General features: G+C 73.3%; 10 protein-coding genes. 5 read left to right on the top strand and 5 right to left on the bottom strand.

What is annotated here, in order from left to right:
• Positions 1 to 83: 83 nt before the first annotated feature.
• Positions 84 to 1,046, top strand: a complete 963-nt coding sequence (locus tag GA0070562_RS27755) for a hypothetical protein (RefSeq protein WP_091427466.1) — start codon at positions 84 to 86, stop codon at positions 1,044 to 1,046.
• Positions 1,047 to 1,103: 57 nt separating this feature from the next.
• Here the strand turns inward: GA0070562_RS27755 and GA0070562_RS27750 are convergent, their stop codons facing one another.
• Positions 1,104 to 1,790, bottom strand: coding sequence for a Tat pathway signal sequence domain protein (locus tag GA0070562_RS27750; protein ID WP_091427464.1), 687 nt, complete (start codon positions 1,788 to 1,790; stop codon positions 1,104 to 1,106).
• A gap of 345 nt (positions 1,791 to 2,135) precedes the next feature.
• On the opposite strand from GA0070562_RS27750, the gene GA0070562_RS27745 reads away from it, so the two are divergent.
• The 3 genes from GA0070562_RS27745 to GA0070562_RS27735 all read left to right on the top strand — a co-directional run bounded on the left by GA0070562_RS27745 (position 2,136) and on the right by GA0070562_RS27735 (position 4,236).
• The gene (locus tag GA0070562_RS27745; protein ID WP_091427462.1) at positions 2,136 to 2,891 is read left to right on the top strand and encodes a TetR/AcrR family transcriptional regulator; all 756 of its coding nucleotides are present in this window, start codon (positions 2,136 to 2,138) and stop codon (positions 2,889 to 2,891) included.
• Between the two features lie 183 nt (positions 2,892 to 3,074).
• Entirely contained in the window at positions 3,075 to 3,704 is a 630-nt protein-coding gene (locus GA0070562_RS27740; protein WP_091427461.1) for a DUF6230 family protein, read from the top strand.
• A gap of 1 nt (position 3,705) precedes the next feature.
• On the top strand, positions 3,706 to 4,236 hold the full coding sequence (locus GA0070562_RS27735; protein WP_091427459.1) for a DUF6114 domain-containing protein: 531 nt from the start codon (positions 3,706 to 3,708) through the stop codon (positions 4,234 to 4,236).
• 4 nt (positions 4,237 to 4,240) lie between these two features.
• Here GA0070562_RS27735 and murD read toward each other — a convergent pair whose 3' ends face one another.
• Positions 4,241 to 5,587, bottom strand: a complete 1,347-nt coding sequence (gene murD / locus GA0070562_RS27730) for a UDP-N-acetylmuramoyl-L-alanine--D-glutamate ligase (protein WP_091427457.1) — start codon at positions 5,585 to 5,587, stop codon at positions 4,241 to 4,243.
• Positions 5,588 to 5,674: 87 nt separating this feature from the next.
• Here murD and GA0070562_RS27725 point away from each other — a divergent pair, with 87 nt between their 5' ends.
• Positions 5,675 to 7,024, top strand: coding sequence for a MurL-like N-terminal domain-containing (locus tag GA0070562_RS27725; protein WP_091427455.1), 1,350 nt, complete (start codon positions 5,675 to 5,677; stop codon positions 7,022 to 7,024).
• A gap of 348 nt (positions 7,025 to 7,372) precedes the next feature.
• Here GA0070562_RS27725 and GA0070562_RS27720 read toward each other — a convergent pair whose 3' ends face one another.
• The 3 genes from GA0070562_RS27720 to GA0070562_RS27710 all read right to left on the bottom strand — a co-directional run bounded on the left by GA0070562_RS27720 (position 7,373) and on the right by GA0070562_RS27710 (position 11,576).
• The gene (locus GA0070562_RS27720; RefSeq protein WP_455644521.1) at positions 7,373 to 9,112 is read right to left on the bottom strand and encodes a PucR family transcriptional regulator; all 1,740 of its coding nucleotides are present in this window, start codon (positions 9,110 to 9,112) and stop codon (positions 7,373 to 7,375) included.
• A 155-nt stretch (positions 9,113 to 9,267) separates the two neighbouring features.
• On the bottom strand, positions 9,268 to 10,719 hold the full coding sequence (argG, locus tag GA0070562_RS27715) for an argininosuccinate synthase (RefSeq protein WP_091427451.1): 1,452 nt from the start codon (positions 10,717 to 10,719) through the stop codon (positions 9,268 to 9,270).
• Between the two features lie 44 nt (positions 10,720 to 10,763).
• Positions 10,764 to 11,576, bottom strand: coding sequence for a TrmH family RNA methyltransferase (locus tag GA0070562_RS27710; RefSeq protein ID WP_244255551.1), 813 nt, complete (start codon positions 11,574 to 11,576; stop codon positions 10,764 to 10,766).
• Between the last annotated feature and the right edge of the window lie 63 nt (positions 11,577 to 11,639).

Below are 11,639 nucleotides of genomic sequence, written 5' to 3'. Positions count from 1 at the left end.
GCTCCCACCACGACCGGGGCCGGGACAACCGGCACTGCGCGAGTCGGCCCGGCGGTAGCATCCGCCGGGTGCGGACGGAACAGGTGACGCTGCCGGGCGGCGCGGCGGGGACGACGCGGGAGCGGCTCCTCGCCGGGGTCCGGTCCTGGGTGGAGTCCACGCCGGTGCGGCGTCTCGTGACGCACTTCGGCGGCGACTGGCCCGACGGCGACCTGGCGGCGGTGCTGGCCGGGCTGGACGCTTTCTCCGCCCGCCGCTGGGACTTCCGGCAGGGACGGGAACGCCCGGACGCCCGCGAGCCGGCGTTCGACCCAGCCACCGCCGGGCTGGTGCTGAGCGCCGCCGCCGAGCTGGGCCTGGTCCGCGCCGTCACGCCGGCCCGATCCGGGTACGCGCACCTGCTGGTGCTCGGCGGGCTGGCGCACGCCTGCCTGCGGCGCACCGCCTACGCGGCGGTGCTGGCCCGGACGGCGGCGGAGGTGACCGGCGAGGTGGCGGTGCTGGGCAGCTTCCGGCCCCTCTCCGCGGCGGAGTCCCGCACGCTCGACGCCGCCGGGCTGTCCGGCTGCGCCACCGAGGTGGACGTCCTCGACGCCGGCGTGCGGCTGGCGTTCGGGGTGACCGAGCCGGACGACGAGCGCGGCGAGCCGGCCGGTCATCCGCACCGGGCCTGGTCCTCGCGCACCTACCGGCCGGCCGGGCTGCCCCCGGTACGGGTGCTCGCCGCGCCGTCGAGCGAACCGGACCGCCGTCGCGCGCACACCGCCGACACGCAGCGGTTCTGGGCCGAGCACGTGCGGCTGCGCGCGGGCGACCCGGTGCTGATGGTGACCGCCCCGATCTACGTGCCGTTCCAGCACTGCGACGCGCTGCGGACGCTCGCCGTGCCGTACGGGTGCGGCATCGAGACGGTAGGGGTGGATCCGGCCGCGCGCGCCGCGGTCGACGTACCGGAGCCGACCCTGACGCCGGGCCGCTACCTCCAGGAGATCCGGTCGGCGCTGCGGTCGATGCGCGCGCTGCACGCGACGCTGGCGGCCGGCTGAACCGGCGCGCGGGCCGGTGCCCGGCGAATCGCCGCGCACCGGCCCGAGTGCCGGGTGTCAGTTGACGTAGACCGCCGGGCTGCCGGTCTTGCTGGTGTCCCTCACCGGCGAGTACGTCGCGGTGAAGTACGCGGTGCCGAAGCAGAGCGACGGGCCGGAGAACTTGGTGAGCGGCTGGTTGGTGAAGCTGATCGAGTTGGTGCCGTTGGACGCCGCACCGGTGAGCGAGTTCGTGCTCGTCCGGTAGACGCAGGTGATCGTTCCGAGCAGCGAGTTGAGCACGACGGTGCTCTGGATCGGCGCCGCCGTCGTCCCGGAGATCTTGACGACGCCGGCGCTGGTCACCGAGGTGGTGTAGGGCAGGTTGTTGACCGTCACGCTCTGCACGCCGGTGGTGCCGAAGACGTTCGTCGTGCAGCTGGAGAACGACTGCGCGGTCAGGCTCTCGGTCGCGGTGCCGGGAGCGGTCGGGTTGGTCAGCACCTTGGCGCTGAAGCTGGACGCGGCGCACTTGATGCCGGTGGTGCCGCTGGTCGAGTTGTAGAACGTGGCGTTGGTGCCGCTGCGCAGGCTGGCCTGGATGACGTCGCCCACCGACACGGCGGTGCCGGCGACGGTCGGGTAGGTCAGCACTGCGCTGGCGAGCGAGGTGGTGGGTGCGGCGGAGGCGGGGGCAGCGCCGACCAGACCGGTCAGCAGCGTCAGGGCGGCGAGACCCGCGCCGATACGTCCGTACCTGGGCATGGTTGTTCCTTCCGGCGGTGGGACAGGAAACGGTGCCGGCGGCGTCCGGAGTGGACGGAGCCGGTGGTGCGGCGGCCGGGATGGGGCCGCCGGTGGTGGTGCGCCGTTGCGGCCTCAGTGGGCCGGGCGGCGTGGCGCAGTGCGGCGTCGCCGCGTCACCTGGATCTCTCCGGCCTTGGGGGGACGGGTCCGCGCGGCGATAATGGCAGCCATCCGGCCCTCCTTCGACGCGTTCGGGTGACCGATCAGGAGAGATCACCAGCGGTGACGAGGCATGAACTGAGCGTGTCGAAAGTTATAAACCCCGGAGGGTCGTAAAGTCAACGCATCAAGAAAGGTCGATGAGTGACAGTCCCGAGCCCGCCGTCGCCGGCACCCGTGCCCCTGCCCGGGGCCCGCCACGGCCGCGACCCGGACCGCGCCATCAAGCGCGGCCCGCGCCGGGTGCCGGCCGAGGAGGTGGCGGCGACCCAGCGCGACCGCCTCTTCGACGGGCTGGTCCGGGAGGTCGCCACCCGGGGGTACGACAACGCCCGGGTCAGCGACATCTGCCACGCCGCCGGGGTCACCCGGCCCGCGTTCTACGCGCTGTTCAGCGGCAAACAGGACGCGTTCCTGGCCGCGTACCGGCACGGCATCGCGGTGGTCTCGCACCTGATGGAGGACGCCTACCGCGACGCCGGTCCGGCCTGGCCGGAGGCCGCCCGGGCGGCGCTGCGCACGCTGCTCGACGTGCTGGCGAGCGTGCCCGCCTTCGCCCGGATGGCGCTCGTCGAGGTGGACGCGGCCGGCCCGGACGCCCGCCGGGAGCGCGACGCGCTGCTGCGCAGCTTCCGCCGGTTCTTCGCCGGCACCGGACCGGATCCGGCCGGCGTGGACCGGGAGGCACTGTTGTCCACTGTGGTCGGCGGCATCCACGCCACCATCCGCGAGCGGGTGGCGCAGGGGCGGGCGGAGGAGCTGCCGCTGCTGCTGCCGGCGCTCACGTACGCGGCCACCGCGCCGTTTCTCGGCCCGTCCGAGGCGGGCCGTGTGGCGCGGGCGGCGGGGACGGACGACGGCCCGGCCGCCACCGCGCCCTGCGCACCCGGCCAGCCCTGACCGGTCGGAAACCGCAGCGGTTTTTCACTTTGGCCGCTTTTGGCAAATGCCGCTCAACGATCTGCTACAGGCAGTTGACCGCCCCTTTACTCAGCGGTAACTTCGGCCTGCGCCCCTCGGCGCGCACATCCTGCGAATCGACTCGCATCGTCGCAGGTGAATTGATCTCGAAAGGGGCCGGGCATGCCGGAGCAGATCGAGCAGATCGAGACCGATCAACCGAGAAGCGGCGTGCGCTGGCGCCGGTTCGCCGTCACGTTCGGCGCCGTGGCGGCCGGCGCGGCCGGCATGGTGGTGCTGACCGCGCAGGGTGTGCTCGGCGCGCAGTTCGCCATCTCGGGCATGCCGTTCACGGTCACCGCCGACAAACTGGAGGGCACCGGGTTCGAGCAGTTCGCCACGCTCGACCAGATGATCCCGGACAGCCCCAACCAGGGCGACACCGGCGGGCAGGTGCTCGTGATCGTCTCGGCCATCGACAAGGCCGAGCTGACCAATCTCTGCCAGAGCATCAACCTGGGCGGGACCAACCTGCGGATCACCGCCGGCAATTCCGGCAAGCCGGTGAGCGCCCGCACGCTGGTGGTCGACGGTGACGAGATCGCCGGTAACGCCTCCTTCAAGAACATCGACGTCGGGCAGGACGCCAGCACCGTCGACAAGGTCCCCGGGGTCAAGGGCAACCCGGGCGTGTTCGCCCAGCAGGCCGACACCGTGACCATCACCAACCTGCGGCAGAACAACTACGCCACCACCGCCGCCGTCTTCACGCTGCCCAACCTGCGCATGGGCTTCAGCTCCGAAGGGTGCTGACGTGACAGCGGGACAGCACTCGGCGCCCGCCGCCGGCGTCCGTACACGCTGGCGGCGCTGGCGCCGGGCGCGGCCGTTCACCGCCGGGCTGCTCATCGCGCTCGGCGGCGCGGAGATGCTCGTGACGCTGCGCGCGCCACTCGGGGTGCTGCTGCACGTCGGGCCGCAAGGGCTGGCCGCGTACCTGGTCCCGGCCATCCTGGTCATCTGCGGCGTGCTGCTGATCACCACGCCGCAGCAACGCGTCTTCTACGCGGTGCTCTCCCTCGTGCTCGGGCTGGTCTCCTGGCTCACCTCGAACCTGGGCGGGTTCCTGATCGGCATGCTGCTGGCGCTCGTCGGCGGCGCGCTCGCGTTCGCCTGGACGCCGGTCAAGGCGCGGGCGGCCCGCAGCGCCCCGGAGGCGAAGCCGGCGGAGACCGTCCCCGAGCCCCGGGAACCGGTCGACAGCTCCGCGCCGACCGAGTCCCTCGACGCGATCCTGTCGGCCGAGCCGGGGCCGCCGAGGAACGCCCGGGCGGAGCGCGGCTGACCGCTCAGCGGGCGGTGTCGGCCACCGCCTGCGCGAACACCTCGGAGCGGTGCTCGAAGTTGCGGAACCGGCCGTAGCTAGGCGCGGCCGGGGACAGCAGCACCACCCCGCCGGCCGGGGTGAGCTTGCGGGACAGCCCGACGGCGGCGACCAGGTCGTCGGCCAGTTCGGTACGCACCGACGGCAGGCCGGACAGCGCCTCCACGATGCGGGGGCCGCTGTCCGGCACGCCGATCACGGTGATCTCCCGGTCGGCCAGGTGCGCGCGCAGCGGGCTGTAGTCCAGCCCTCGGTCGGCGCCGCCGACGATCACGGTCAGCGGCCGTCCCTCGTACGCGTCGATCGCGTGCATGGCCGCGTACGGGCTGGTGGCGAGCGTGTCGTCGACGAACGTGAGCCCGGACGGGTCGGCGATCTCGGTGAGCCGGTGCGCCAGACCCTGGAACTCGGCGACCGCCACGGCGAGGCTGTCCTTGCGTGCCACCACGTCGACGCCGAGCGCGTCCAGCACGGCCAGCGCGACGCAGAGGTTGCCCTCGTTGTGCCGCCCGACCAGCGGCAGCACCGCGCGCGGGAACAGCGGCGTGTCCCGCAGGTGGAACCACTGCGCGCCGTCCGGCCCGGTGGCCACGTGCGTGGTGTCCGGCGAGCCGGCCCGTACCGCGGCCCGGTCGCCCAGCTCCGCCGCCAGGCGCGGGTCGGCGCCGTTGACCACCACGGCGTGCGGGCCGTGCGCGATCAGGTTCAGCTTGTCCCGGTAGTACTCCCGCTCGCCGCCGTGCGCGTCCAGGTGCTCGGGGAACAGCGCGGTCACCACCGCCACCCGCGGCGAGTCGGTCAGGTCGGAGCACTGGTAGCTGGACAGCTCCAGGACGTACAGCTCCGCCTCCGGCAGGTCCAGCAGCGGCACCCCGATGTTGCCGCCGAACACGTTCGGCCGGTCCATCGCGGTGAGCAGATGGCTGATCAGGCTGGACGTGGTGCTCTTGCCCTTGCTGCCGGTCACCCCGACGGTCCGGTCCGCGTGGTCGGCCATCCACAGCGCGCTGCCCTGCGTGACGGGCACGGACCGGCGGCGCAGCTCCACCATCCACGGGTGGGTGTTCGGCACGCCCGGCGAGCGGACCACCACGTCGGCGGCGGCCAGGCGCTCGAAGCCCTCCTCGCCGGTGACGAGCGGCGCCGCCGCGGCGAGCGGACCGTCCCAGGGCAGCGTGAGGAAGTTGGCGCTGTCGTCGACGACGACCAGGCCGGCCGGCCCGTGCGCGGCGATCGCGGTCACCGCGGCCCGGCCCTCGCGGCCGGCGCCCCAGACGGCGACATGACGTCCGCGCAGATCAGACAGGCGCACGGGCTCTCCTCGGACTCGGTCGACGCACGGCGGGCAGGGTCCGGCCCAGCCGGACACGGACGGACGAACCAGGGCCTAGTATGGCGTGTGCCCAACGAGCAGCTGCGGCGGATGGACGCCTTCACCTTCCCGTCCTACTCGATCGACTACGCCACCGGCGAGGTCCTGTTCGACTACGCCCTGACCGGTCCCGACGGCGAGCAGCGGTTCACCGAGGTGATCACGCTTCCGCTGCCGGCCGAGCCGGTCTCCGACGCCACAGCGGCGACCCTGGCCCGGGTGCTGGAGCTGCTGCACGTGGTCGCCGGCGTCAGCTACTACAAGGCCGCCGCGCCGCCCCGGCTGGTGCTGCCCGCGCCGCTGGGCGCCGCCGCCGTCGAGCTGGTCACCGCCGTCTACACCAAGGGCCTCGCCGAGTACGCGTACCGCAACGAGCTGCCGCACGTGCTGGAGCTGCGTCCCGAGGTGCCGTCCGGCACCGTGGACCCGGCCGTGCCGGTGGACAACTCCGACCTCCGTCCGCTGTCGGCGGTGGGCGGCGGCAAGGACTCCATCGTCACGCTGGAGGCGCTGCGACGCGCCGGCCTCGACCCGGTGCCGTTCTCGGTCAACCCGAACCACGTGATCGTGTCGGTGAACGAGGCGTCGGACCTGGTGCCGCTGGCCGCCCGGCGGCGACTGGACCCGGTGCTGTTCGAGCTGAACGCCGCCGGCGCGCGCAACGGGCACATCCCGGTCACCGCGATCAACTCGCTGATCGCCGTGGCCACCGCCGTCCTGCACGGGCTCGGCCCGGTGGTGATGTCGAACGAGCGTTCCGCCTCCGACCCGAACCTGATCTGGAACGGCCACGAGATCAACCACCAGTGGTCCAAGGGCGTCGAGGCGGAAGGGCTGCTGCGGGCGGCGCTGGCCGAGCACGCCGGGCTCGTCGAGCCGTACTTCTCGCTGCTGCGCTCCCTGTCCGAGCTGCACATCGCCCGCCTGTTCGCCGAGATCGACCGGTACGACGCGGTGGTGACCAGCTGCAACGCGGCGTTCAAGCTGCGGGACGCGAGCGAGCGCTGGTGCCGCGACTGCCCGAAGTGCCGGTTCGTGTTCCTGGCCATGGCGCCGTTCATGCCGCGGGAGCGGCTCACCGGCATCTTCGGCGGCGACCTGCTGGCCGACGAGTCCCAGGTCCCCGGCTACCGGGAGCTGCTCGGCATCGACGGGCACAAGCCGTTCGAGTGCGTGGGCGAGGTGGAGGAGTCGGTGGTCGCGCTCAGCCTGCTCGCCCAGCAGGAGCAGTGGCGCGACGCACCTGTGGTACGCGCCCTGGTGGCGGCGCTGCCCGACACCGCCTGGCAGGCGGCCGCGACCTCCGACGTGTTCACCCCCGGCGGCGACAACTTCGTCCCCGCCCCCTACGCCAAAACCCTCACCGCCCTGACCTGACCCCCGCCCTCTCCCCTTCCCTCCCGCGCCCGCCCCGCCCGCCCCGTCGCGTCGATCATGAAGTTGGCGGGGCAAATTCGGGGCAGAACACCGGTTCAACCTCATGATCAACGCTCGCCCCCCTCGCGATCTTGGAGCTGTGGCGCCGCGCAGACCTCGCGTCAGGGGGCATTCCGGGCACCACAACTCCAAGATCGGCGAGCAAGCCCCAGCCCCGCGCGCCCCGTGGGCGATCATGAAGTTAGGCCGGCGAAATGTCCGGATCGGTGCCGTCAACTTCATGATCGTCGCGGCCGGTGAGGGGGCGGGCCCGGGGGCGGGCCGGAGGGCCCCCGGGGCCGGGGAGGGTTAGGGGGTGCGGATGGCGTCCAGGGCCAGCAGGGCCACGTGCAGGGACAGGCACCTGTCGACCGAGTCGAGGTCGGCGTCGAGGACGCGGCCGATACGGGCCAGCCGCTCGTAGAACGCCGGCCGGGACAGGTGCGCGGCGGCCGCACCGGCCGACTTGTTCCGCCCCTGTTCCAGGTACGCCCGCAGCGTGCCGAGCAACTGCTCGCGTGGATGCTGGGCGTCGTAGGCGAGCAGTGGCCCGAGTTCACGCTCGACGAACGTCTGCAACCGGGGCTCGTCGCGCAACAGGTGCAGCAGCCCGGCCAGCCCGACGTGCGGCAGGCGGTAGCAGGGCAGATCCCGGGGATCCCGCCGCGCCGCCTCGGCGACCTGCCGCGCCTCGATCAGCGAACGGCGCGCCTCACGCAGGCTGCCCACGCCGGATCCGGCGGCCACCACGATCGCGGCCCGGGGCGAGACGTCGACCGGGCGGGCGGCGGGGGCGGCGGGAGCGGCGTCGAGGCGTACCCGACGCAACGCCGCGGCGAACGCGGACAGTGCCTTCTCCTCGGCGGCCGGGTCGGGAAGCGCCAGCAGCGCGCCCACCGCCTGGTCGTCGAGCGGGCTGGTCAGCGCGGTGAGCTTGGCGTCCCGGACGGCCTGGCTGACCGCCTCGGCGAGGTCACGCAGCCGGGCCGGACCGGCTTCCGGTCCTTCGGCGTCGGTGTCGCGGCGCTGACCGCGCCGGGCGGGGGCGGGCTCGTCGTCGGGGGCGCCCGCGTCACCGGCGGGCTCGTCGGCGCGGTGCCGGACCACGACGCCGACCAGGTGCCGGCGGTCCAGGACGACGCCGAGCGCCTTGGCGCGCAGCGCCACCTCGTCCACCGGGCGGGTGTGGTCGATCAGGGCGGTCAGCAGCGTACGGTGGATCTGCCGTTCCAGGCCCTCGGCGTCACGCCGGATCAGCCGGCCCAGGGCCAGCGTGGAGGCGGCCCGTTCGATCAGGATGGTCAGCCGGGTCGGCGGGGTGGACTCGGTCGCCGGCCAGCGCAGCAGCAGCCGGCCCCAGTCCTGTCCCCGGGCGCCCACCGTGGTGACGAGCCAGCCGCTGTCCGGGTCGTACGCGGTGCGCCCGGCCGGGCGGATCTGCCGCGAGTGCCGTTCCCAGCCGTCCAGCAGCAGTTGGGCGTTCTCCCCCGCCGGGTCGTACGCGAGCACCTGCCGGGACAGGTTCTCCAGCACGATCGGGCAGCCGGCCAGCTCGGCGGCCTGCCGCAGCACCTCGGCCGGTTCGGCACCCTCCACCGACAGTTCGGTGAACCGCTGGTGGATCTCCTCGGTGGCGCGCAGCTCGGTGAGCTGGGCGTCGACGATCAGCGCGTGCACCGCCTCGGTGATCCGGACGAACGGGGTGCCCCGGCGCAGCTCGATCAGGGGCAGGCCGCGGCGTTCCGCGGCGGCGGCCATCACGCGTGGTACTCCGCTGACGTAGCGGCGGCCCAGCTCGACCACCAGCCCGGAGACGCCGACGTCGGCCAGGGCACCGATGAACTCGCGGAGCCCGGCGTCGTCACCCGGCAGGCCGATCCCGGTGGTCAGGACCAGTTCCCCGCCGCCGAGCAGGGTGGCGATGTCCGGCACCTCGGCGATGTGCACCCAACGCACCGGCCGGTCCAGCCCGGCGTTCCCGGCGACCAGGCGCGGCGCGCCGTGGCGCACGGGCACCAGGTCCAGCACCTCACGCACGGTAGGGAACACGGGCGACACGCTACCCTGCGTCACCACCGTTGCCGAGAGCCGGACCGTCACCGGCCCGCCGGCGCGGCGGGACCGGCGGGCGGGGCGACGAGACGAGCCGCGGACCGCTGCCCGGCCGGGCAGCGGTCCGCGTACGTTCGTGCGGGAGGCAGCGGTCAGTCGACGCCGAACTCCATCGCGGCCCGGTCGAGCGCCTCGTCCTCGGCGGTGGGTACGCCCCGGGACGCGATGGCCTCCGCGCCGCCCTGCGGCATCGCGCCGATCAGCCCGGTCGAGGCCGCCTGGGCGGCGCCGACGATCCGCTGGGGGGTGCCGCCGCCGACCATGCCGACGGAGGCGTACTGCTCCAGCTTGGCCCGCGAGTCGGCGATGTCGAGGTTACGCATGGTGAGCTGGCCGATCCGGTCGGCCGGGCCGAACGCCGAGTCCTGGGTGCGTTCCATCGACAGCTTGTCCGGGTGGTAGCTGAACGCCGGCCCGGTGGTGTCCAGGATCGAGTAGTCCTCGCCCCGGCGCAGCCGCAGCGTGACCTCGCCGGTGACCGCCGTGCCGACCCAGCGCTGCAGCGACTCGCGCAGCATCAGCGCCTGCGGGTCCAGCCAGCGGCCCTCGTACATGAGGCGGCCGAGGCGGCGGCCCTCGTTGTGGTAGTTGGCGAGCGTGTCCTCGTTGTGGATGGCGTTGACCAGCCGCTCGTAGGCGGCGTGCAGCAGCGCCATGCCGGGGGCCTCGTAGATGCCCCGGCTCTTGGCCTCGATGATCCGGTTCTCGATCTGGTCGGACATGCCCAGGCCGTGCCGGCCGCCGATGGCGTTGGCCTCCAGCACCAGGTCGACGGCGCTGCCGAACTCCTTGCCGTTGATCGTCACCGGGCGGCCCTGGTCGAAGCCGATCGTGACGTCCTCGGCCGGGATCTCCACGGACGGGTCCCAGAACTTGACGCCCATGATCGGCTCGACCGTCTCGATGCCGGTGTCCAGGTGTTCGAGGGTCTTGGCCTCGTGGGTGGCGCCCCAGATGTTGGCGTCGGTGGAGTACGCCTTCTCGGTGCTGTCCCGGTAGGGCAGGCCGCGCTCCAGCAGCCACTCCGACATCTCGGTGCGCCCGCCCAGTTCGGTGACGAAGTCGGTGTCCAGCCACGGCTTGTAGATCCGCAGCTGCGGGTTGGCCAGCAGGCCGTACCGGTAGAACCGTTCGATGTCGTTGCCCTTGAACGTCGAGCCGTCGCCCCAGATCTGCACGTCGTCGGCGATCATCGCCCGGACCAGCAGCGTGCCGGTCACGGCCCGGCCCAGCGGCGTGGTGTTGAAGTAGGCCCGCCCGCCGGAGCGGATGTGGAAGGCGCCGCAGGTCAGCGCCGCCAGCCCTTCCTCGACCAGCGCGGCGCGGCAGTCGACGAGCCGGGCGACCTCGGCGCCGTAGGTGTGGGCGCGGCCGGGCACCGAGGCGATGTCGGGCTCGTCGTACTGGCCGATGTCAGCGGTGTAGGCGCAGGGGACGGCGCCCTTGTCGCGCATCCACGCGACGGCTACCGAGGTGTCGAGGCCGCCGGAGAAGGCGATGCCGACACGTTCGCCGATGGGCAGGGAGGTGAGAACCTTGGACACAAGGAAGATTATGCACGGTCTCGCATGGTCATGCAAGCCGATCCTCAGAGCGCGTCGTCCCGCCCCAGCTCCCAGAACGCCACCGCCGCGGCTGCGGCCACGTTCAGCGAGTCCACGCCGCGCCGCATCGGGATCACCACCCGCACGTCGCTGGCCGCCTGCGCCGCCGCGGTCAGGCCCGGCCCCTCGGCCCCGAGCAGCAACGCCGCCCGCTCGCGCTGCGCCGGGGTCAGCCGCTGCATCGGTACGGCATCAGGCGCGGGCGTCATCGCGAGCACCGTGAACCCGGCCGCGCGAACCTGGTCCAGCCCTTCGGGCCAGCTGTCGAGCTTGGCGTACGGCACCGCGAACACCTCGCCCATGCTGACCCGTACGCTGCGCCGATAGAGCGGGTCGGCGCAGGTCGGGGACAGCAGCACCGCGTCGACGCCGAGCGCGGCGGCGCCCCGGAAGATCGCGCCGAGGTTGGTGTGGTTGTTGACGTCCTCCAGGATCACCACCCGCCGGGCGGCGGCGAGCACCTCGTCGGCCGAGCGAAGCGGCTTGCGGTGGAACGACGCGAGCACGCCCCGGTGCACGTGGAAGCCGGTGGCGCGCTGGAGCACGTCCGGCGTGGCCGCGTACACCGGCGCGTCCCCGGTGTCCAGGTCGGCGAGCTGGTCGACCCGCTTGGCGTCGACCAGGTACGACCGGGCCGGGTAGCCGGCCCGCAGCGCCCGCCTCAGCACCAGCTCCCCCTCGGCGATGAACAGCCCGTGCGGCGGTTCCCAGCGGGTACGCAGCTCCACGTCGGTGAGCGCGCGGTAGTCGGCGATCCGGTCGTCGTCGGGGTCGGTGATCTCGTGGACGGGCACCAGGCGATTCTGCCCGGCCCGCCCGGCCGCTCCGGCACGGGCCGGGTTTCCGTCGCCCCGGGCGGG

Source organism: Micromonospora tulbaghiae (genome assembly GCF_900091605.1).
Taxonomy (GTDB): domain Bacteria; phylum Actinomycetota; class Actinomycetes; order Mycobacteriales; family Micromonosporaceae; genus Micromonospora; species Micromonospora tulbaghiae.
Note: the sequence above shows the minus strand (reverse complement) of the source record. Positions and strands in the feature narration are given on the sequence as shown.